This window comes from Ruegeria sp. HKCCA4633, from assembly GCF_013034605.1.
Taxonomy (GTDB): Bacteria; Pseudomonadota; Alphaproteobacteria; order Rhodobacterales; family Rhodobacteraceae; genus Ruegeria.
The window spans coordinates 128,841-150,380 of record NZ_WQGJ01000004.1 but is presented as its reverse complement, the minus strand read 5'-3'; the positions used below and the strand labels follow the sequence as shown (position 1 = coordinate 150,380).

At 58.5% G+C, this 21,540-nt stretch carries 20 protein-coding genes; 7 read left to right on the top strand and 13 right to left on the bottom strand.

Annotated elements, in window-relative coordinates:
* Positions 1-104 precede the first annotated feature (104 nt).
* The 7 genes from GOV85_RS12035 to GOV85_RS12005 form a co-directional block, all read right to left on the bottom strand.
* Positions 105-359 (bottom strand): AlpA family transcriptional regulator, encoded by a 255-nt coding sequence (locus GOV85_RS12035; RefSeq protein WP_171178423.1) that lies wholly within the window; start codon positions 357-359, stop codon positions 105-107.
* 198 nt (positions 360-557) lie between these two features.
* Positions 558-1,724, bottom strand: coding sequence for a tyrosine-type recombinase/integrase (locus GOV85_RS12030; RefSeq protein WP_171178421.1), 1,167 nt, complete (start codon positions 1,722-1,724; stop codon positions 558-560).
* Positions 1,725-2,604: 880 nt separating this feature from the next.
* Positions 2,605-3,147 (bottom strand): DUF3833 family protein, encoded by a 543-nt coding sequence (locus tag GOV85_RS12025; RefSeq protein ID WP_171178419.1) that lies wholly within the window; start codon positions 3,145-3,147, stop codon positions 2,605-2,607.
* Positions 3,144-3,761 (bottom strand): DUF3833 domain-containing protein, encoded by a 618-nt coding sequence (locus tag GOV85_RS12020; protein WP_171178416.1) that lies wholly within the window; start codon positions 3,759-3,761, stop codon positions 3,144-3,146. The genes GOV85_RS12025 and GOV85_RS12020 overlap by 4 nt, the downstream gene beginning before the upstream one ends.
* Entirely contained in the window at positions 3,758-4,981 is a 1,224-nt protein-coding gene (locus tag GOV85_RS12015) for an MFS transporter (RefSeq protein WP_171178414.1), read from the bottom strand. Before GOV85_RS12015 ends, GOV85_RS12020 begins: the two co-directional genes overlap by 4 nt.
* On the bottom strand, positions 4,981-5,472 hold the full coding sequence (locus GOV85_RS12010; RefSeq protein WP_253285892.1) for a hypothetical protein: 492 nt from the start codon (positions 5,470-5,472) through the stop codon (positions 4,981-4,983). The genes GOV85_RS12015 and GOV85_RS12010 overlap by 1 nt, the downstream gene beginning before the upstream one ends.
* Positions 5,473-5,479: 7 nt before the next feature.
* Positions 5,480-6,811 (bottom strand): NAD(P)/FAD-dependent oxidoreductase, encoded by a 1,332-nt coding sequence (locus GOV85_RS12005; RefSeq protein ID WP_171178410.1) that lies wholly within the window; start codon positions 6,809-6,811, stop codon positions 5,480-5,482.
* A 192-nt stretch (positions 6,812-7,003) separates the two neighbouring features.
* Between GOV85_RS12005 and GOV85_RS12000 the strand changes: the two genes are divergently transcribed.
* Positions 7,004-7,729, top strand: a complete 726-nt coding sequence (locus GOV85_RS12000; protein WP_171178408.1) for an SDR family oxidoreductase — start codon at positions 7,004-7,006, stop codon at positions 7,727-7,729.
* Between the two features lie 3 nt (positions 7,730-7,732).
* Here the strand turns inward: GOV85_RS12000 and GOV85_RS11995 are convergent, their stop codons facing one another.
* Together GOV85_RS11995 and GOV85_RS11990 are read right to left on the bottom strand one after the other, a co-directional pair.
* Positions 7,733-9,385 carry a DUF6504 family protein gene (locus GOV85_RS11995; protein ID WP_171178405.1) on the bottom strand — a complete coding sequence of 551 codons (1,653 nt, stop codon included), beginning with the start codon at positions 9,383-9,385 and terminating at the stop codon, positions 7,733-7,735.
* A 61-nt stretch (positions 9,386-9,446) separates the two neighbouring features.
* Positions 9,447-9,734 carry an I78 family peptidase inhibitor gene (locus GOV85_RS11990; protein WP_171178403.1) on the bottom strand — a complete coding sequence of 96 codons (288 nt, stop codon included), beginning with the start codon at positions 9,732-9,734 and terminating at the stop codon, positions 9,447-9,449.
* Positions 9,735-9,863: 129 nt separating this feature from the next.
* On the opposite strand from GOV85_RS11990, the gene GOV85_RS11985 reads away from it, so the two are divergent.
* A complete protein-coding gene (locus GOV85_RS11985) occupies positions 9,864-10,976 on the top strand; it encodes an S-(hydroxymethyl)glutathione dehydrogenase/class III alcohol dehydrogenase (RefSeq protein WP_171178401.1) in 1,113 nt (370 codons plus the stop codon).
* Between the two features lie 109 nt (positions 10,977-11,085).
* Entirely contained in the window at positions 11,086-11,799 is a 714-nt protein-coding gene (locus GOV85_RS11980; RefSeq protein WP_171178853.1) for an NYN domain-containing protein, read from the top strand.
* 9 nt (positions 11,800-11,808) lie between these two features.
* Here GOV85_RS11980 and GOV85_RS11975 read toward each other — a convergent pair whose 3' ends face one another.
* The 3 genes from GOV85_RS11975 to GOV85_RS11965 all read right to left on the bottom strand — a co-directional run bounded on the left by GOV85_RS11975 (position 11,809) and on the right by GOV85_RS11965 (position 16,272).
* On the bottom strand, positions 11,809-12,747 hold the full coding sequence (locus GOV85_RS11975) for a DMT family transporter (protein WP_171178398.1): 939 nt from the start codon (positions 12,745-12,747) through the stop codon (positions 11,809-11,811).
* A gap of 144 nt (positions 12,748-12,891) precedes the next feature.
* Positions 12,892-13,305, bottom strand: coding sequence for a group III truncated hemoglobin (locus tag GOV85_RS11970; protein WP_171178396.1), 414 nt, complete (start codon positions 13,303-13,305; stop codon positions 12,892-12,894).
* Positions 13,306-13,353: 48 nt separating this feature from the next.
* Positions 13,354-16,272 carry an error-prone DNA polymerase gene (locus GOV85_RS11965; protein WP_171178394.1) on the bottom strand — a complete coding sequence of 973 codons (2,919 nt, stop codon included), beginning with the start codon at positions 16,270-16,272 and terminating at the stop codon, positions 13,354-13,356.
* Between the two features lie 110 nt (positions 16,273-16,382).
* Here GOV85_RS11965 and GOV85_RS11960 point away from each other — a divergent pair, with 110 nt between their 5' ends.
* A complete protein-coding gene (locus tag GOV85_RS11960) occupies positions 16,383-16,847 on the top strand; it encodes a DUF1203 domain-containing protein (RefSeq protein ID WP_170785285.1) in 465 nt (154 codons plus the stop codon).
* Here GOV85_RS11960 and GOV85_RS11955 read toward each other — a convergent pair.
* Positions 16,844-17,833, bottom strand: coding sequence for an ABC transporter ATP-binding protein (locus GOV85_RS11955; protein ID WP_171178852.1), 990 nt, complete (start codon positions 17,831-17,833; stop codon positions 16,844-16,846). The two genes, GOV85_RS11960 and GOV85_RS11955, sit on opposite strands and share 4 nt — an antisense overlap.
* Before the next feature lie 87 nt (positions 17,834-17,920).
* Here GOV85_RS11955 and GOV85_RS11950 point away from each other — a divergent pair, with 87 nt between their 5' ends.
* The 3 genes from GOV85_RS11950 (at position 17,921) to polA (ending at position 21,519) form a co-directional block, all read left to right on the top strand.
* Positions 17,921-18,097, top strand: a complete 177-nt coding sequence (locus tag GOV85_RS11950; protein WP_170533977.1) for a zinc-finger domain-containing protein — start codon at positions 17,921-17,923, stop codon at positions 18,095-18,097.
* Between the two features lie 82 nt (positions 18,098-18,179).
* Positions 18,180-18,650, top strand: a complete 471-nt coding sequence (locus GOV85_RS11945; RefSeq protein WP_171178392.1) for a hypothetical protein — start codon at positions 18,180-18,182, stop codon at positions 18,648-18,650.
* Between the two features lie 70 nt (positions 18,651-18,720).
* Positions 18,721-21,519 (top strand): DNA polymerase I, encoded by a 2,799-nt coding sequence (gene polA, locus GOV85_RS11940; protein ID WP_171178390.1) that lies wholly within the window; start codon positions 18,721-18,723, stop codon positions 21,517-21,519.
* Positions 21,520-21,540: the final 21 nt, after the last annotated feature.

Sequence of the window (21,540 nt, the reverse complement as noted above, 5' to 3'; positions counted from 1 at the left end):
AGGAAACACCCCACGTTGCGCTTCCGATCTGCCAGCGACCACTGGTAAGCGAGCCATCGCAACCAGTTGTGATGTTCCTCGCAACCACACTCGTGGGAGCAGGTTCAGCCGCCTGCTCCCACTTTCTTTTCGTTCCACCACTTGACCACATCGTCACGGTCGTAGCGCACATTGCGGGCCGTGAAGTAGATTGCGGGCGGCGCGTCGCCGCGCTGCTTGTACTCGTAGAACACGCCCTCGGCGATGCCGATAGCGTTTGCCACCTGCTTAGCGGTCATCAGCTTGGGGAAGGCGGCCTGCGCCTCGAGTAGTTCGATGCGCTCCTCGAGCGCACGGATTTTCGGGGACTCAGTCGTCATAGCAACCTCCATCGTTGTCCCTTTCGGAACAGCACGACCCTACTGTTGCTATGTGTCGGTGCGGGTCTTACATCCTTGCAAGTCAGCTTCCAACACGGCCAATCCTGCGATGCCTGGCACCCACCTTCGCGGTGCGCGCGTCTCACGACGGGCATTGGTGCGTTGTCATATGTAGTCGCCGCCTATCTCGCATTCAAGTCAGAAAGCAGGTGTTACCTTAATCCGTTCGAGGATGACTTCTTCGATCATTGCGGGCGCGGTTTTGCCGACGCGGCGGGTATACTTGAGCAGCATCTTCTGTCCACCTTTTGCGCTCTTGTCGCCGCGCAGGAACAACATGACATTCTCTGGCAGCATCGCTTCGTTGGACGCCTCTTGGAAATGTTTGCGGGTGTCGTGTTGGCGCAGGATCGGTTCGCGATTGTCGGGATGCTTTAGACGGTCCAAATGATCGAGGTGGATCGTCTCGCCGGTCTTCGTTGATGTCGTTGGGAACACAAACTTGCTGTCCGACTGCTGTATCGCGGTCAGCGCGCGGACGACCGTATCGCAGATGGAGATGGTGCGGTCGATGCCCGACTTCGTTTGGATCAGTTCAATCTCACCGCGTTGCAGGTTCACCTGACTCCATTCCAACTCGCGCACGTCTTCGGAACGGATGCCTGTGAAGAACATCACGATCCACGCTGTGCCGCGAAGCACGTTGCGCTCACGCTGCGCCATGATCGCGTTCCAGATGGGCGACCAATCTTCAGGGTCTTGGTCTGGGTGGCGCTTGCAATATTCCTCCCAAAGTGTCGCACGGTCGCCAACCGGGGCCAGCTTGATCTTGCCGCGCTGGATGGGCGTCGTGATGTCGAGCATCGAGAACGCCGACGACAATGCCGCTTTGACATGATGCCGCGTGGCGACGGATTCGATCTCGTTCAGGCAATCTCGGACATTCATCGTTGAGACGCGCGTGGGCGACGTATCGAGGATGGTGGAAGCATAGGCATCGAGTTTGCGTTCGAGGTCGTCGAGGTGCTTCTCGGACGCGCGCTTGTTGGCACGGGCGTCGATGCGATACTTGCCCCATGCGTCGCGCACGGTCGCGACTTTTGTTGTTGCCTCGTTTCCATGGTGCACCTTTTCCTTCTCAATCCGCTTGAACGCCTGTGCCGCCGTGAGGTCGGGAAACGTCCCGAGAACCACGGATTTGAATTTACCGTTGATGCGCCCGCGATACGTCCAAGACCGTTTCGTCTTACCGACGCGAAATTTCATGTTGGGGAAGCGGTCGCCATCGTGGGCATAGGTGCCGATGGCCGCTTTGCGGAGGTCGGGCACGGAATTGAAGTTCACGAGGTTGCGGTTACCATTCATGTCAGGCTCCATTTTGCAACAAAAACTGCAACACATTGCAACGCTTACACGAACTTATGCTGACTATCAACCAACTGATGTTCGTTGCAAAAAGATGAGAATGCGTTGTTTGTATTGAATATCGGTAGCAGGTCTGAGTAACTCAACAAATTTAAGCAACTGACTTTTAATCAGTGGGTCGCAGGTTCGAATCCTGCACGGCTCACCACTTTTTCAAAATTAAGGCGTTCAGTAAGCGGGTTTGGTGCGAAGACGACCGGGCCTATATGTATGGCTCACCAAGCTGCGTGTGCGACTTGGGCGTGATTTGAGTCTCTTGAAAGCGGGTCAGGCGCGATCGTTAAGCCTTTGCGGGTCGTGCGCGAATTTCGTACAGCCACGAACCTATTACTAATGCGGTTTTGCGCCATCGGTCCATCGCTGCGTGAGGCCTCCAACCTTCGGTAGACCACGTTGGGCGCCCATGTAAGGACAAAAACAAATGGTCCTTTAAATGGTGCTTTCGTAACAGGACCACGTCGGAGAGGCCGCCGGGCGCTATTTTGCCTATGTAAAATTGCTTTTGACTAACAAACCCGATAGGTTTTTGAAAAAGGTGGTCAACACCGGGGGCAGTGAGAGCGCAAATGCGACAGGCGAAAAAACGTGTTGTGCGGGCGAGTGTGCCTGCAGGTATGGTGGGCAAACGGGATGGTCTGTTTTTCCTTTGGGGCCAGATTGAACGAGCGCGTCTAAATTTGGAGAACACAGTTCCTTCTGACGGAACCGTTCCGGATGGGTCAGGCATGAACAGGAACGGCAGTAAAAATCGAACAGTGCAAGCCCCGGTAGACGAGTTTATTTTCTACTGATTCCGGAAGACCGGTTGATCCCGCTTCGGCTATCGCTTTTCGAAGAAGAGGATCACTTCGCCCAGACGTACGCCATAGCGTGAGACGTAGGCGCGATTAAGAAGCCGATCATCATCCAACAACCACATCCAATCGTCGAATTTGACGCGCATCGTCCCGTCCTTGATCGGCAGGTCGATCTTGTACTTCCAGTTGAACGTATCACCGCGCTCAATCCCGCTGGCGGTGCCCAACACGCCGGGGGCTGTACCGGTCCAGGTATCCTCACCGGTTTTCGTCAGCGTCCAGATACGCTGTTCGGTGGCGCCATCGTCATAAACGAAATCTTCGACTAGCGTCAGGGTTTCACCATCCCATGTCCCGTCGATATCCACCGTAAATCTGCGGGGGATATTGCCCAGAATATCCTGAAACTGACCGTAGGCCACCGTTTTGCCTTCGAAGAACTCTTCGAGATTCAGTTGCCGGTCGGACAAGAAGGTCTTGGGCACCTTCGGCTTGCTGGAACAGGCCGCCAAAAGCGCAAGGCTTGCTATGGCAAGAAAGGTGAGAAGGGTACGGAAAACACTCATTGCAGTGGTTTCCCTTCGGATGTCGCATCATACCCGTTTGCACCTGGCACGTGCGTGGTTTTCAAATCGGGAGCAGGGCGCATCGTAGCGACCAGTTCAGCAACCTTGAGGCCGAACTTGCGCATCTCGGATCGGTTCATGATGACGCCGTGTTCCGTGAGATACATCCAGTCTGTGACGTCCAGAGTGTGCCCCCCCGCATCTTCGGGCAGGATGATCCGATAGGTCAGTTTGACGGTTGAGCCTGAGATGACGCCCTGACCCTCACCGACGATATCGTCCGCCGTTGCGGTGAACGTGTTGCCGGTGCCCAGTGTCAGATACCACTTTCGGTTCATCTGTTTGCCGTTGGAATAGGTGAAGTATTCCGACAGCGTGCCCGAATTTCCGCTCCATTCGCCGACCATGCGCGCGACAAAGCTGTTCGACATCTTCCCATTGGGGCCATAAATCAGCCCTTCGGACAGGATTTCTCCGTTCAGATGCTCTTTCAGTGAAAAGGCAGGTCCGGTTCCCGAGTAGTCGGATGGAGATTGCGCGCGAAAGCTCAGCAGACGGGCGCGGATGAAAACTGCGATCAAAAGGACCAGCAGGATGATGGCGATAGCGTTCATTTGCTTGTGACCTCGGTGGGCAGGGTCAAGACCATTCCAAACGCGCCGAGCTTGAGGATGCAGGGCAGCACCGCATAAGCAAGGTTGAGTGTCTCTAGCGCGACAGCAGAATTGGCTTGACCGGGGGTGAAGCCGCTGCGTTCCAGCAGTGGCAAGGTGAAAAAGGCAGCCAGGGCGAGGCCAAGCTTGCCTGCGAAAGACCAGATGCCAAACGCCGCAGAGGCGTTCAGCCCGGCCCGGGTCAAGACGACCGAGAACATAGCGGGCAGCACGACCATATCCGCACCTAAGGCAGCGCCCGAGGCAAGGCAGATCACGGCAAACCCGGTTAGATTCCCAGCGCTCAGGGTGGCGGCACCGATAAACCCTGCGATTGAGAGGGGCATGGCAATCATCAGAGTCTGTTTCGGGCCAATCCGGTTGGAGAGTTTGGCCCAAAGCGGCACGCTTGCGCCCGCGCTGAGGAAGAACAGGATCAACAGCGGGCCTGCTTTGCCCGGCAGTTGCAACCGATCTTCAACAAAAAACAAAAACAGGGTCGAGGTGATGGCTACGGGCAGGCTGTTAACCAGGGCAAGCGCCAGCAGGCGCAACCCTCCGGCCTGACCCAGCCCTGCAAAAGACAGACCGGTGCCGGTGATTGGCGTGCGCCTCCAGATCGGAATAGTCAGCAGCAGGGTCAGAACTGACAGCAGCCCCAGAAACACTCCAAAAGCAGGATAGCCTTGGGCTTGCGCGCCAAATGCAACCAAAAGCGCTGGAGCGCTGGCAGCGATGACCACGCCGGTCAGTTGCCCGCCTTCGCGAAAGGCGGCCAAGGTCATCAGTTCTTGCGGGTCTGGACGTTTCGCCAAAGTTGCGCTGCGCCCGTACAAAAGGATGGTTCCCAGGCTGTAAGCCGAGAACAGCAGGATCAAAACCGCGATCAGCGCGGCGACACTGACACCCTGCGGCAAGCTAAAGAGCAAAGGGAAACCGACCGCCAACCCCAACGCCGCTAGAGAGGCAAATACAAGCTGGCCCTTTGGCCACTTGTCGATTGCCCAGCCAATCAACGGGTCCTGAACCAAATCAACAAGGCGGATCACCAGAAGAACAGTTCCAATTACACCCAGGCCAATACCTAAATTCACCGCCGCAAAGCGCGGCAGGTGGATATAAAGCGGGATGCCCGCCGCAGCGAGCATCAGCGCATACAGGCTGACCCGAGGATAAAGCATCAGCGCCCCTGCAGTTTCTGCGTGAACGACGCCGATCGCGTGTTGTCCCCCAGAAACACGGACATGAAACTACGCTTGATGCCCGGATAGGACATAGTGCAGGTTTTTTGCCCGTTCAGCCAGAAGCTTACGTTATCCGGCCCGTTGGACACCGCGAGAAAGCTGTCCCCCTTGGTCACGGCTTTGAAACACTGGTCCAATTGGTTGCGTACCGGGGCAGAGCGTCCGATCCGGTCCATCTCGTCCAGGGTCGAGTTGACCAGCGCTTTCTTCTTGAAGTTCTTGCGGTAGGTCAGTTGCAGGCCGATGTCTTCGCTCCAACTAAACGGAGCGCCGCCGGGGGTATAGAGTTTGGCGTCATAGAGCGGCAGACCCAGATATCGAAAAGTCGCTGAGCCACGCAGTTGCGCGTCCTTCAACTCTTCGTTCACGGGCGACGCCAGCGCTGCTGATGGGGCCAGTAGCGCCACGGTCAGTAACGCTGCACGCAAAATTCCCTTATTCGGCGGCCACGGGGATGGCCGGGTCTTTCCCAGAAATGCCATTGTCAGCTCCGATGGTTTGCGGGGTGCCATTAATTTGCGCAACGACATGCATCGCGCTGGCAATCCCGTCTTCGTGAAATCCGTGCCGGTTATAAGCACCGGCAAACCAAGTTCGGTTCTGTCCCTGCATCTCGCGGATTTGCCCTTGTGCCTTCAGGGCGGCTTTGTCGAATACCGGATGGGCAAATTCGACCTGATCATAGATTTTGTCCGCGGGAATTTCTGATGAAGCATTCAGCGTCACAAACAGGGTATCGCTGTCCGGGATGTTCTGAAGCCTGTTCATCCAATATGTCACGCCCACATTTCCGGCTTGCGAGCGATAGGTCCAACTGGACCAACACGCGCGCCGCTTGGGCATTTGGCGTTGGTCGCAGTGCAGTATGGCGGTGTTGGGTTGATAGCGGATCGCGCCCAAAGCTGCGGCCTCGGCCGGGGTTGCGCCTTCGCCCAAAATGGCGAGGGACTGGTCCGAGTGGGTCGCCAGGATGATCTCGTCGAATTGATCCGTATGCCCCTGGCTGGTGACGCTGACGCCCATGTCGTCGCGATGAACGTGTTGAACCGGGGCGGCCAGTCGGATGTCGCAGCCACGTGCGCGCAGAGCGGCGTCTATGCGGCGGACGTATTCGATGCTACCGCCGCTGACTGTATACCATTGATGCTGATTGGCACGCCCACTCGCCAGCAACGCATGGTTGCGGAAGAACTGCACAAGCGAACGGGCCGGGAACTGATCTACGAACTCAACCGGCGTGGACCAGATCGCGCCGCACATGGGCATCAGATAGTTGTGCCGGAACCAGTGACCCAGACGCAGTTGATCGACCAGTTCACCAATCGTTGTGTCGTCGTCCTTGGCGGCCTCGGGCGCTTCTTTGCCGAAGCGTATGATGTCTGCAATCATCTTGTAGTAGGCAGGGCGCGCCAGATTGCGTTTCTGCGCCGTCAGCGTGCGCAGATTGTTCAACCCGTATTCGATGCGGCCATTGTCGATGGTCGCGCCAAAGCTCATTTCGCTTTTGGTGACGGGTACGTTCAGCTCGTCAAAAAGCTGCGTCAGGTAAGGGTAGGTTGCGTAGTTGAAAACGATAAAGCCGGTGTCGACCGGCTGGTCGCCGTTTTTGCCAGCCATCACCGTGCGGGCATGACCACCCAGCCTGGGTTCGGCTTCATACACCGTCACGTCGTTGTTTTCTGAAAGGTAATACGCGGCAGAGAGACCCGAAACGCCTGCACCTACAATCGCAATTTTCTTCCGTACACCCCGGGTTTCGTCGAACATTCCAGCCTCGTTATGTGACATTTTACAATGAGATACGCAGGGTATGCCGTGCTGGATCAATCCGGATAGAAGTTTTTAACAGATGCACTATCTTGTGACTTCGGGTTTCAGCGCCCGCTTCCTTGCGTCACCCTATGATCCACTGCGGGTGCAGGGCCGTAAAAAGTGTAACTTCAACGAAACGGCGCGGGTATGAGCAGCTTTGACGGAAAAACCTATTGGATCATCGGCGCAAGCGAAGGCTTGGGCCGTGCCTTGGCCGAGGCACTGAGCGGTAAGGGCGCGCATCTGATATTGTCTGCACGCAACGCCGCGCGTTTGAATGAAATCTGTTCCAAGCTTCCAAATGCACGCGCGATTCCGTGTGATGTGACCGATTTAGACTCTGTACGCAATGCCGTGGCCGAGGCAGGTCAGATCGACGGTCTGGTTTACAATGCAGGCGCTTACGAGCCCATGCGCTCGGGCGAATGGGATACCGAGGCTTCGCTCAGGATTAGCGATGTGAACTATTCGGGGGCGTTGCGGGTATTAGGTGAAACGGTTCCGGGCTTTGTTCAGGCGCGTCAAGGAGAGATCACTCTGATCGGGTCGCTGGCCGGATATCACGGTTTGCCTGCCGCTATCGGATATGGGGCCAGCAAGGCGGCGCTGATTTCGCTGGCCGAAACGATGCGGCATGATCTGGCGGGCACCGGTGTGACGGTGCGCATTGTCAATCCCGGCTTCATCAAGACCCGCCTGACCGACAAGAACAGTTTCAAGATGCCGATGCTGATGACAGCTGAGGACGCGGCAGAGCGCGTGGTCAAAGCGATGTCGCGCCGCCGGTTCCGTACCGATTTCCCGGCACCATTCTCGTGGTTTATTCGTTTGATTGACTACCTGCCGGATCTGCTGGTTTATCGCGGAAAATAGACTCTAACAAAACTGTCCCTGACAGAACCAGCCTGCAGACATGGTGCCTCCGTGCCCGTAGAACAGCCATAGGCGTTCGCCCTGTTCCGTCACCACCACCCAGTAATCGCGCACGCCGCTGCGCCAGTTGGGGTCATCCAGCCACCATTCCGGTGCGATCCGTTCCGGGCCGGTGGCCTGAGCCAGTTGCCAGTCGCGTCCGCGCCAGCGGAATGCGGTTGGGACATCTGGGGTTTCCGGTGCCATCACCGGCTCGGGCTGCCACATCTGCAAGGGCCGGGGGCGCGGCGGTGCAGGCCAGTCGCGCGCGGGTTCCGACCATGCAGCCGCCAGCGTCTGTGCCGTTTTCTCGGGGATATGAGAGGCGGCCGGGTGCCGTCTTGTGATCGCCTCCAGCCCAACACGCGCACCCAGCTTGCCGATCAGGTCATCCACGGCTGTATTGCCCTCAAGCCGGTTACGAGCCACGCGGCGTGCCTCGGCATGACCGGCGATGGTGCGGGCGTGGATGGGCTCGGTCTGGATCGCTTCAAGCCGCAGCATGTCGATGCCATAGCCTGCATCGATCTTGTCGATTTTCATCTCTAACAAAGGTCGAATACGATGTTTGTCATAGGTCGGGCGGGCCAGGCCGACCTCGATGATCTCGGCGGCTTGATCAGCACGGTGCGCCTCAAGCCGTAATGTCCGCACCCCGCGCCCTTTCTCCTCCAGCTTGGCGCAGAGCGTGGGCAGCACCCGATCAACCGCAGCCATCACATCCTCGATCAAACCGATCGGATTGGGCAGCGTCATGCGCACCGCGAACTGATGCGGCGGACGCGCGGGCGAGACCGGCTCGGGTGCGCTGCCCATGGCCTGATCCAGCCGCAGCACCAGCCCGCGCCCAAAGCGGCGCGCCAGCGACGCGCGCGGCTGGCCCAGTAGATCGCCGATCCGGCGCAGGCCCAGCCGGTTCAACTGCGTCACAACCGGGTCGTCCAGTCGCAGCGCCGCGATGGGCAGGGGGCTGAGCGCACCATAGGATTGCCCCGGCGCTGCAATACGCGCGCCACCACCCAGGGCCATCACTTGTGGTGCAGCCCCGCCTTTGGTCCAGTGTCGCCGCTTGCCTGCCCGGGCGCGGGTGGCGCGGGCCTCTTGGCTGATGGCGTCGCCATTGCGGTCGGATGTGGCCTCTTGACCTGCATAGCGTGCCAAAGCCCAGGCTGCGCCCAGCGTGTCGGCAATGCCCATTTGTACGCTGAGGCCCATATCAGCGCAGTCGGTTTCCAGCACGCTCAGCAGCGTCTCTTCCCCGCCAAACAGATGCGCGCAACCCGACAGATCAACGATCAGCCCATCCGGAGCTTCTTCGGCCACCCAAGGGCTGAACTTGCCCGCCCAGCGGCGCAGCGCGGTTAGAAACGCAGTCTCGGCCGGGGCGTTGCGGTGCCGTGTGATCAGGCTGGCGCACATGGCATGGGCATCGCGCACGGGCTGGCCCACACGCAGCCCGGCGGCCTGCGCCTCAGTATTCAATGAGGTAATGACCTGCATGTTCGACTGCTCAGTGACCACAGCCAACGGCCCGGCATGCAGCCCCCGCGCGGCGCGGATCAGCCGTTCAGCCCCAAGACGGGGAAACCACAGTGAAAGTATTCGGCGTTTTGGCATCGGCAGACATCAAAATGTTCCCACTTTGTTCTTATCTGAGAATCAACGCCCGAGTCCACGCTTACCCGCAGGTCAGGCGCTGAATAACACCGGCCCCGTTTACAAAGACGTTCAGCCTGTCGATCCGGTAATCCTGCGTTGCAATGTCATCGGGCCCCAACACGCGGGTGCGTTCCGGCAAATCGGCCTGAATGGACGAAACCGGCTGGCCTACCGAGTCGGCAAATGCTTCGCCCTGACAAAAGGCCAGATCAACCGGCGCGTTCTCGGGCGCAAGGCGTGCTTCTTCGGGGGCAGGGGTCTCGGCGCAGGCGGCCAGAAGGATCAGAATCGGGATAAATCGGTGCATTGGCGTTCCTCATTCCGGCAATGTCGTTTCTGCAATATCAAACAATTAGCAAGTCTGTCATGAAAGCACAGTTGAAAACACCCTGCAATTGACGCAGGGTCGGGTCAAAGAAGACAGGGAGACAGTGATATGCGCACCCGTGCCGCCGTCGCCGTTCAGGCGGGCAAACCTTTGGAAGTGATGGATGTGAATCTCGAAGGCCCCAAGGCGGGCGAGGTACTGGTGGAAATCAAGGCCACCGGCATTTGTCATACAGACGAATTCACCCTGTCGGGTGCCGACCCCGAGGGCCTGTTTCCGGCCATTCTGGGCCATGAAGGCGCAGGCATCGTGGTTGAGGTCGGCCCCGGCGTCACCAGCCTGAAGCCGGGTGACCACGTGATCCCTCTTTACACTCCTGAATGTCGCGAGTGTGAATACTGTCTGCATCCCAAAACCAACCTGTGCCAGGCGATCCGGGAAACCCAAGGCAAAGGCTTGATGCCCGACGGGACCTCGCGATTCTCGACTTTGGATGGTGATCCGATACTGCATTACATGGGCTGCTCGACCTTCTCGAACCACACGGTTCTGCCCGAGATCGCGCTGGCCAAAGTGCGTGAAGACGCGCCTTTCGACAAGATCTGCTATATTGGCTGCGGCGTCACCACCGGCATCGGCGCTGTGATCAACACCGCCAAGGTCGAAATCGGCAGCCGGGCCATCGTGTTCGGCTTGGGTGGCATTGGCCTGAACGTGATTCAGGGTCTGCGTCTGGCCGGGGCGGATCAGATCGTTGGCGTTGACCTGAACCCATCGAAGGTCGAGATGGCCACGAAATTCGGCATGACCGATTTTGTGAACCCCAAAGAGGTCGAAGGCGACCTGGTTCCCTATCTGGTCAACCTGACCAAGGGCGGCGCGGATTATACCTTTGACGCCACCGGCAACGTCGGCGTGATGCGCGACGCACTGGAATCGGCGCACAAAGGCTGGGGTGAATCGATCATCATCGGCGTGGCGCCTGCTGGGGCCGAGATCTCGACCCGTCCGTTCCAGCTGGTCACCGGCCGGTCATGGCGCGGCACAGCCTTCGGCGGCGCACGTGGTCGGACCGACGTGCCCAAGATCGTCGACTGGTACATGGAAGGCAAAATCGAGATTGACCCGATGATCACCCACACCATGGGTCTGGACGACATCAACCACGGCTTCGACCTGATGCATAAGGGTGAGAGTATCCGGTCGGTTGTAGAGTACTGATAAAAATCAAATAATCTTAAAGGGCGGGCTTTTGCTCGCCCTTTTTTGTTACTACATTCCGCAATGCGAATTAGTTTTGTTTTGAGGAATTACAGTGACAACAGCAGGCATGGATCGCTTGGCGGTCCTTATTGATGCAGAGAATGTACCGGCAAAACACGCGCCGGAGATTTTTGAAGAAATCGCCACTTTGGGCGAGGCAAGCCTAAGGCGGATCTACGGAGATTTTTCGAACGGGTCGCCGCAGGGATGGAGCTCTGGATCATTGGCGGAATACGCAATTGTTCCCCAACAGCAATTTGCCAATGCGTCCAAAAAGAACTCCAGCGATATTGCCTTGGTCATTGATGCTATGGATATCTTGCACAGCAGTCGGTTCAGTGGGTTTGTGTTGGTATCATCCGATAGTGACTTTACCCGCTTGGCCAGCCGCATCCGCGAGCAGGGGTTGAAGGTATTCGGCATTGGTGAAGAACGAAAGGCTCCCAAAGCGTTCGTGAATGCTTGCAACAGGTTTATCTACATTGAAAACATCCACAAGCCGGAGTGCGGAGCAAATACTTCAAAAGAAAACAAAGACGCAAAATCGAAACATGGATTGAACCATGCGTATCAATTGATCCGGAATGTTGTGTTGAACACAAACGAGGCGGACGGGTGGGCCAGTCTTTCCTTTGTGGGTAACCAACTTGGTAAGATGTATCCGGATTTCGACTCTCGCACTTACGGCCACAAAAGGCTAGGCGATTTGGTCCGCGCCATTGGCCGCTTTGAAGAAGGTGATATCAACGGGGGTCTCAAGATCAGGTGTAAGGACAGTTGAAGCCTTGCTTCAGCCCCCCGGCCTCGTTGCTCCCGTATCCGACCGCGGAGACCGCACTCGCAATACTGGCGTGTTGACCGACGAAGTATTGGCCCGGCTCTCGCGCCACACCACGAACACACCCGATGCAATGATGACACTGGCCCCGACCGCGACCCAGCCGTCCGGGCGTTCACCAAAGAAGATCATGCCAAACAGTGTGGCCCAAATGATCTGACTGTATTGGCTGGGGGCCACGACCCCTGCAGGCGCGGCACGGTAGGCGAGGATGATCAAATGCTGGGCGATGACCGAGAACACGCCAACCAGCGCCATCATAGCCAGATGCAGCAGCGAGGGCGGCTGATAGACGGCAGGTTGCGCAAGGCTCATCACCACGATGGCTAGAAGCATCGGATAGAGGATGAGCACGGCCGAACGTTCCTCATTCCCGATCTTTCGCACCAGAACAGAGCCAAACGCGCTGCAAAACGCAGCTGTCAGGGCGGTAAGGTGACCGAGGGTGATGTCCGTCGTGCCGGGGCGCAGGACGATCAGAACGCCGATAAGACCAACGACGACGGCGGCCCAGCGTTGGGCGCGGACGACCTCCCCCAATATGGGGATCGACAGAACCGTAACGAACAGGGGGAAAGCAAACAGCAGCGAATAGACCTCGGCCAGTGGCAGCACCGAAAACGAATAGAAGGCGCAGACCATGGATGTGACCATCAGGGCCGAGCGCAGCAGCACCAGCCAGGGATGGTGCGGCAGGAAGTTGCCCGTGGTCCGGTCGGTCAGGATCGTCACCGCCATCGGTACAAAGGAAAACAGCGTGGCGAAGAAAATGATCTGCATCACCGAATACGTCCCGCCCAGCACCTTGATCAGCGCGTCGTGGCTGGCAAAGACCGCGAATCCCGCAAACGCGAAACCAAGGCCCCTGAGGGTGGTGTTTTGAGTGCTCATCGATATGGCCTCGGGCGATGTCGGTGTGGTGGCACTGTGCCGTCGCAGCGCAAAGGGGCTGTCTTGCCCCTGAGTAACCCCATTTTTGCGGTCCGCATAGTCCCTATTTTACCGCTAACATGACAAAGCCGCCATGCAGAGGGATCAACGCAGGATCGGTGGCGCGTCTTTGGGTTGACGGGCCGATTGCACGCCAGCCTTCATCCCCACGCCGATACGTCGGGCCAGCGCGACCCAAGGGACTGCGGTTTCGGGCGGCAAGGTCTGGGTTGCAACCTCTTCGAACAGGTCCAGCCAGTGGGCAAACATCTCGGGTTTCACATCGGGCCGTTCTATATGGACCCGCTGTGGATTGCCGTCGTAGCTGCGTTCAAACAAGATGGCGTTGCGCCAGAACGCGGCGATCTTGTCCTCGTGCGCGGGCCAGTCGGTGACATGGTTGGCAAAGACCGGACCCAGCACAGCGTCTTCTCGTACGCGGGCATAGAAGGCGTGAACCTGCGCATTGATCTGGTGGGGTGTCGCCGGAAAGCGCGGCGGCAAGGTGGGTCTGGACATGAGGTCACCAAATTCGACTCTGTCTCGGAGCAATATCCCCTTCAACCGTCATGCAACAGGCGTGGTTTTGTCGCGCGGCTCGGGCGTCAGGATATGCCGTAGCAAGGCCACCGGATGCGCCCGCAGGCTAAGACGGGTGGCGACGTAATCTTCGACCACCTGCTCACCCAATGTCATTTGCGGCAGATAGGCTTCGGGCTCGTCCAGCGCCTCACCTTCCAGATCTTGCGAGAACAGAGGCAAGGGCTTGGCGGTCGCAATCGCCTTGGCCTGCCACAAGGCCTCGCGTCGTGTCAGGTCGCAGGCAGCAAAGGCATCGGCCTCGGCCAGGCGTTCGATCACTGACGGCCCCAGACCCGCGCGACGCCACACATCGTCGACCTGATGGTAGCCGTTGCCGCGCGCAGCGGTCAGCCAGCTGGCGTCTTCCTCGCTGAGGCCTTTGATCTGACGGAACCCCAACCGCAGGGCCAGCCCACCATGGCCGTCAGGCTCCATCACATTGTCCCAGAAGCTGGCATTGATGCAGACCGGGCGCACCTGCACCCCATGTTCGCGCGCATCGCGTACGATCTGGGCGGGCGCATAGAACCCCATGGGCTGTGAGTTCAGCAGCGCGCAGGCGAAAATCCCGGGATGGTGGCATTTTATCCAGGCCGAGGCATAGACCAGCAAGGCAAAGCTGGCCGCATGGCTTTCAGGGAAGCCATAGGACCCAAACCCTTCGATCTGTGAAAAGCAGCGCTCGGCAAACTCGTCATCATACCCGTTGCGCTTCATTCCGCGCAGGAATAGCGCGCGAAATTCGCTGACATTGCCATGCTTTTTGAAGGTTGCAAGCGACCGTCGCAGCCGATCGGCCTGTTCCGGGGTGAAACCCGCACCCACAATGGCGATCTGCATCGCCTGTTCCTGAAACAGCGGTACGCCCAGCGTTTTACCCAGCACCTCACCCAGTTCGTCCGAGGGGAAGCTGACCTCCTCCTCTCCGTTCCGGCGGCGGATATAGGGGTGAACCATGTCGCCCTGAATGGGGCCGGGGCGGATGATGGCGACCTCGATCACCAGATCATAGAAATTGCGTGGCCGCATCCGGGGCAGGAAGTTCATCTGCGCACGTGATTCCACCTGAAACACGCCGATACTGTCGGCTTTGCACAGCATGTCATAAATCACCGGATCCTCGGGCGGCAGGGTTGCTAGTGTATAGCTGGTCTGATGGTGTTGACCGATCAGATCGAATGCCTTGCGGATGCAGGTGAGCATCCCGAGGCTGAGAACATCGACCTTGAGGATGCCAAGAGAGTCGATGTCATCCTTGTCCCAGCAGATGACCGTGCGGTCTTCCATCGTGGCGTTCTCGATGGGAACAAGTTCGTCCAAACGCCTCTCGGTGATGATAAAGCCGCCGACGTGCTGGGATAGATGACGGGGGAAGCCGTCAATCTCATACACCAGCATTAGAGTCTGTTTCAGGCGACGGTCCTCGGGGTCGAGGCCGATCTCGCGCATCCTGTGTGCTTCGAGCCCGGCGGTCGAGAAGAAACCCCAAAGCTGCGAGGACAGCGCCGAGATCGTGTCTTCGGTCAGCCCCATGACGCGGCCCACCTCGCGGATGGCGCGCTTGCCGCGGTAATGCACGACCGTGGCGCACAGCCCCGCGCGTTCGCGGCCATAACGATCATAGATGTGCTGGATCACCTCTTCGCGGCGTTCGTGTTCAAAATCCACGTCAATGTCGGGCGGTTCATCGCGCGCCTCAGAGACAAAGCGTTCGAACACCATCGTACCCATCTCGGGGCTGACTTCGGTGATGCCGAGGCAGAAACAGACCACCGAATTGGCCGCCGAGCCGCGCCCCTGGCACAGGATGCCCCGTGATCGGGCGAAATGGACGATGTCGCGGACGGTAAGGAAATAGGGTTCATATTTCAGTTTGCCGATCAGGGCGAGCTCATGGGCCAACATCTTCTGAGCTTTCTCTGACGCGCCTGCCGGATAGCGCCATTTCAACCCCTCATGTGCCAAACGGTGCAGGCGTTGGGTCGGAGTTTCCTGTTCGCTGCCCTCGCTGGGATATTCATAGCGCAGCTCGTCGAGCGAGAATGTGAGTTGCTCGCTCAGCTCATGGGCGCGGGCAACAGCGCCCTCGTGACCTTTAAAGATGCGCAACATCTCGGTCTCGGAGCGCAGGCGCTGTTCGCCATTGGCCAATGCCTCGCGGCCCAGATCATCCACCTTACGGCGCAGGCGGATGGCGGTCAGAACGTCGGCCAGCTTACGACGGGCCCCGTGATGCATCATCGGTGTGGCACTGGCGAGTGTGGGGATGCCCAGTTGCTTTGATTCAGTCTCTAACAAAGAGAAATATGCGCTGTCTGCGCCATCGTATCGAGGGTGCATCAACAGGTTTATCCGCCCGGCAAAGCGGCGCGTCAGTTGTTGCGCGTGTGTCCTCCATGCGCTCGCGCCGCCTTGGGATCGGTCCGCTTGTGGCCAGAGCAGCAGGTGGAGGCCGTCGGAAAACTCCAAAAGGTCGGACAGGTGCAGGATGCAGTCGCCTTTCTCGGCACGCAGGCGGCCAGTGGACAGGATACGGCATAGGTTGCCCCAACCCTGTCGGTTCAGCGGCAAGGCGGTGACGGTAGGTGCGTCGGTAAAGATCAGCCGCGCGGCTGGGATCAGGCGCGGCACTGCGTGAATCGGATACGAGGGCGGTTTGGGGATGTGGTCAGGGCAGGGTGGGCCGATGGAGGTGCTCTGCGCTTCCCACTCCAGCCGTTCGCGGACCTTGCGGGCAATCTCGCGCGCCTGGGTGTGGGCGCGGACAATCCCGGCGACCGAGTTGTCATCGGCAATCGCAATAGCGGGCAGGCCCAGGGTGACGGCACGCTCCATATACTCCTCGGGGTGCGAGGCCCCGGTGAGGAAGGTGAAGTTCGATGTGATCGACAGCTCGGCATACATGGCGAGTCACTATTATATTCACGTTTTGTTCTTTTTCGAGTCCTTTGCGCAGGAAACGGGTCGCTTGAGATCGATCAGATCGGCAGGGTCGGCAAAAAAGGAGGCCCGATATGTTCAAAATTACTGCATTACCCACCAACGAGGTACGCGCCCTTCAGGCCGGTGGTCCGGATGCTTATGGCGCAACGCCCGAACACGCCGTTTCGACTGGTGCAGGCAATCCATGCCGCCACTGCCTGCAGAACATTCCCGAAGGCGAAGAGATGCTGATATTGGCCCATCGCCCCTTTTTAGAGACGCATCCGTATGCGGAAACCGGCCCGATCTTTCTGTGTGCTAAACCGTGCGAGCGGCATGAGGGGGAAGAGATGCCCGAGATTCTGACCACCTCTCCTGACTATTTGATCAAGGGCTATGGTGCGGATGACAGGATCGTCTATGGCACCGGGGCGATCACGCCCATGGAGCAGATCGGCGCAGCGGTGAAGGGCATCTTTGCTACACCGGATATCGCTTATATCCATGTCCGCTCGGCCAGAAACAACTGCTATCAGGCGCGGATCGACCGCGCCTAAAGCTTAACGCGGTGCATTCCCCGGCGCGGCTGGTCCTGATCGTCTGCAGGTTCCTCGGCGCGCGACGAAGTCAGTGCAAGGAACACATCCTCAAGATCGGCTTCCTCGGTACGCACGTCACGAATACGGATACCCACGGCACGGACGGCTTCCAGCACCTGCTCGGCGCTGGTTTGATTGCCCTGATATTGCAGCACAAGGCTGCCATCGTCGCGCAGCGCGGCTTCGACCCCTTCTGTTGCAGGCAGTTTCGTCACAGGGTTGTCCGGAACGATCACCATCGTCCGGCTGTCCATCCGACCCAGCAAGTTGGCGGTGCTGTCCTGTGCGATCTTTTCGCCATGGTTGATGATGGCGATCTCGTCGCACATCTCTTGCGCTTCTTCCAGATAATGCGTGGTCAGGATGATGGTCATGCCCTGTTCATTCAGTTTGCGCACATTGGTCCAGAGCATCTGACGCAGTTCAATATCCACACCTGCCGTGGGTTCATCCAACACCAGAATCTTCGGGTGATGCACCAGCGCCTTGGCCAGCAAAAGCCGCCGCCGCATCCCGCCCGACAGCGTGCGGGCATACGCCTCGGCCTTGGCGCTGAGACCCACCAGTTCCAGAATCTCATCGCTGCGGCGCTGCGCCTTTGGCACGCCATAAAGCCCGGCCTGAACCTCCAACGCTCCACGTGGGGAAAAGAACGGATCCAGGTTCAGCTCTTGCGGCATCACGCCAATGGCGGAACGCGACTGGCGCGGGTTCTGATCCTGATCGAATCCCCAAATAGATACATGGCCCGAGGATTTCACAACCAGCCCGGCGAGAATGTTGATGAGTGTCGATTTTCCTGCCCCGTTCGGCCCCAACAGCCCAAAAACCGACCCGCGCGGAACGGTCAGATCAATGCCTTTCAGCGCGTGTTTCTCGGGCTGGCCCTTGCCGCCGCGATAGGTTTTGCGCAGCCCTTTGATCCTGATTGCGGCATCGCTCATGTGGCTCTTGCCCCCGGTTTGCTCATCGCTCATAAACGCACCTAGTACATGCCCGCGAGGCCGACAACCGAAGAAGGATCGCCAGCCGTGACCATCGAAGCGCCGGAAACCAAGATCGTCGAAACCACCCGTGTTGCCTGTGATGGCGGTGAAGGTGCGTTGGGGCATCCGCGCGTGTGGCTGCAAATCCCCGAAGATACCGGCTGGGTCGAGTGCCCCTATTGCGACTGCAAATATGTTCTGAAGGGCACAGAGCAGGGCTGATTGCCCCCCTAACCGGGTTTCGCCCAAATCTCGCCGCGATTTTCATGGTAGTGCGTTGGTGCAACCATCATAGGTGAGTGTGATGACCGACATGACTGCCACTGACACGGCCAACCCGGTTTTTGGTTGGATCGGGTTTTTCCTTGCGGCAATGGCTTTGTTCGCCGCGTTGTTTGTGTTCTGGGCCGGTCCTTTCGCGCCGCAACAGTCCACCGGCGTTTCATTGGGTGAACTGGCGGCAGAGCTTGGCAAATCCACCCTGCGCGCCGCAGCCGGGCTGGAGCAGCCTGCACCCGTGGCCCAAACCCGCGACCTGGACGATTACCTTCAAATTGGCGTGGCGATGCTGGGCGGGCTGGCAATTGTCGTCTCGGTGATTGGCATTTTGCGTCATGAACGGATGCGTCCGGCTATTGCGGGTGTCGCAGTCGGCATCGGCGCAATCCTGTTCCAGTTCTTCGCCTTCGCTTTCTTCGCCTTCCTCGGAGTTCTGGTGATCATGGCGCTGCTGAACAGTTTCTCGGACGTTTTCAGCGGTCTCTTTGGTGGGTAACGCACGTTCCTGACTGGTCACCCGCCTGCCCCTGTGGCAGAACCATCACTGACCGACAGGGAGAGCGCGCATGAGCAATTTCGGAAAAGGGTGTCATCTGCATCTGATCGACGGATCGGCCTTTATTTTCAGGGCTTATCATGCGCTGCCTCCGCTGACTCGAAAATCCGACGGATTACCGATCGGGGCGGTCTCGGGCTTCTGCAACATGCTGCAGAAATATGTCGAGGGAAACGCCGGACCAGATGCTCCAACCCATGTCGCGGTGATCTTCGACAAAGGTTCGCACACGTTCCGGAATGATCTCTACGATCTGTACAAGGCCAACCGCGAGGCGATGCCCGAAGACTTGCGTCCACAGATGCCCCTGACGCGCGAGGCGACAAAGGCTTTCAACATCGCCTGCAAAGAGCTTGAAGGGTACGAGGCTGACGACATCATCGCCACGCTGGCCGTTCAGGCGCGTGAGGCCGGAGGCCGTGTGACCATCGTCAGTTCCGACAAGGACCTGATGCAATTGGTCGGCGACGGCGTTGAGATGCTGGATGCGATGAAGAACAAGCGCATCGACCGGGATGGGGTTATCGAAAAATTCGGTGTTGGCCCTGAACGGGTGGTCGATGTGCAGGCTTTGGCCGGGGATTCGGTGGACAATGTGCCGGGTGCCCCTGGGATTGGCGTGAAAACGGCGGCCCTGCTGATCAATGAATATGGCGATCTGGAAACCTTGTTGGATCGCGCGGAAGAGATCAAACAGCCAAAGCGCCGCCAGACGCTGATGGAAAAACGAGACCAGATCGAGCTGTCCAAAAAGCTGGTGCAATTGGACGAAAACACGCCGCTGGACTTCACCCTCGACGATCTTGAAGTAAAGGACCCCGATGCCGAAACCCTTCTGGGGTTCCTGGCCGAGATGGAGTTTCGCACTCTCACCAAGCGGATCGCAGATAAGCTGGGGGCCGAAGCTCCGGTGATTGTTGACGCGCCTGCCCCTGCGGCTGAAGAACCAGAGGTAGCGCTTATTCCGTTTGATGCGTCGAAATACGAGTGTGTGCGCGACGCCAAGGCCATGCAAAAGTGGATCGATCAGGCTTATGAACGCGGTTGGGTCGCTGTCGATACCGAAACCACTGGTCTGAATGAAATGATCGCCGATCTGGTCGGCGTCTCGCTATGTGTTGAGGCTGGTGAGGCTTGCTATATCCCCCTGACCCATCGGGACGGTGCGGCGGACGATTTGTTCGGCTCGGATGCATTGGCCGAGGGGCAGATGCCACTGGATCAGGCTCTAACCCAGCTGAAACCGATGCTTGAGGATCCGTCGATCCTCAAGATCGGGCAGAATATGAAATACGATGCCAAGATCTTTGCGCGCCATGGGATCAAAGTTGCGCCGATCGATGACACGATGTTGATGTCTTATGCGATGCATGGCGGCGAGCATGGGCATGGGATGGACACTCTGTCCGAGCGCTACCTGAGCCACACGCCAATCCCGATCAAGCCGCTGCTGGGTTCGGGCAAATCCGCAATCACCTTCGACAAGGTTCCAATTGATGAGGCCACGGCCTATGCCGCCGAAGATGCGGATATCACCTTGCGTCTTTGGCAGCTGTTCAAGCCTCAACTGCATCAGGTCCAAGTGACGACCGTCTATGAGACGCTGGAACGCCCCTTGGTGCCTGTCTTGGCCGAGATGGAGATGCATGGCATCAAGGTGGACCGCGATGTGCTCAGCCGCATGTCCAACGCATTCGCGCAGAAAATGGCCGGGTTAGAGGCTGAAATTCACGAGCTGGCGGGTGAGACTTTCAACGTTGGATCACCTGCGCAGTTGGGTGAGATTCTGTTCGACAAGATGGGTCTTGAGGGCGGAAAGAAGGGGAAGACCGGGAAATATTCGACCGGGGCGGACATTCTGGAAGATCTTGCGACTGAACACGAACTACCGCGCCGGGTGCTGGATTGGCGGCAGCTGTCCAAGCTGAAATCGACCTACACGGACGCGCTGCAGACCCATATCAACCCGGATACCGGGCGGGTGCACACGTCTTATTCCATCACCGGGGCGAATACCGGACGTTTGGCCTCGACCGATCCGAACCTTCAGAACATCCCGGTGCGGACCGAGGAAGGGCGACGCATTCGTGAGGCGTTTATCGCCGAGCCGGGTAATGTCATGGTCAGCCTCGACTACAGTCAGATCGAATTGCGGATTCTGGCGCATATTGCGGATATTTCGGCATTGAAACAGGCATTCTCGGACGGGCTGGACATTCACGCCATGACGGCATCCGAGATGTTCGACGTGCCGCTGGATGAGATGACCCCCGATATTCGCCGTCAGGCCAAGGCGATCAACTTTGGTGTGATCTACGGCATCTCAGGTTTTGGTCTGGCGCGGAACCTGCGCATCCCTCGGGCCGAGGCGCAGGGCTTCATCGACCGATACTTTGAGCGTTTCCCGGGCATTAGAGCCTATATGGATGACACCGTCGCCTTTGCCAAAGAACATGGCTATGTCCAGACCCTGTTCGGGCGCAAGATTCACACGCCCGAGATTAACGCCAAGGGACCTCATGCCGGGTTCTCAAAGCGGGCGGCGATCAACGCGCCCATTCAGGGTACGGCGGCAGACGTGATCCGACGGGCCATGGTGCGGATGCCGGAGGCGATCAACGGCCTGCCGGCCAAAATGCTGTTGCAGGTGCATGACGAATTGCTGTTCGAAGTGGCGGAAGATTCAGTGGATCAGGTGATCGGCGTGGCACGCGACGTGATGGAGGGTGCCTCGGATCCGGCAATCAAGCTGGACGTCAAGCTGAGTGTGGATGCCGGGCAAGGCGCGAATTGGGCCGAGGCGCACTAGCGACGCGCCTCATCCGGCCCG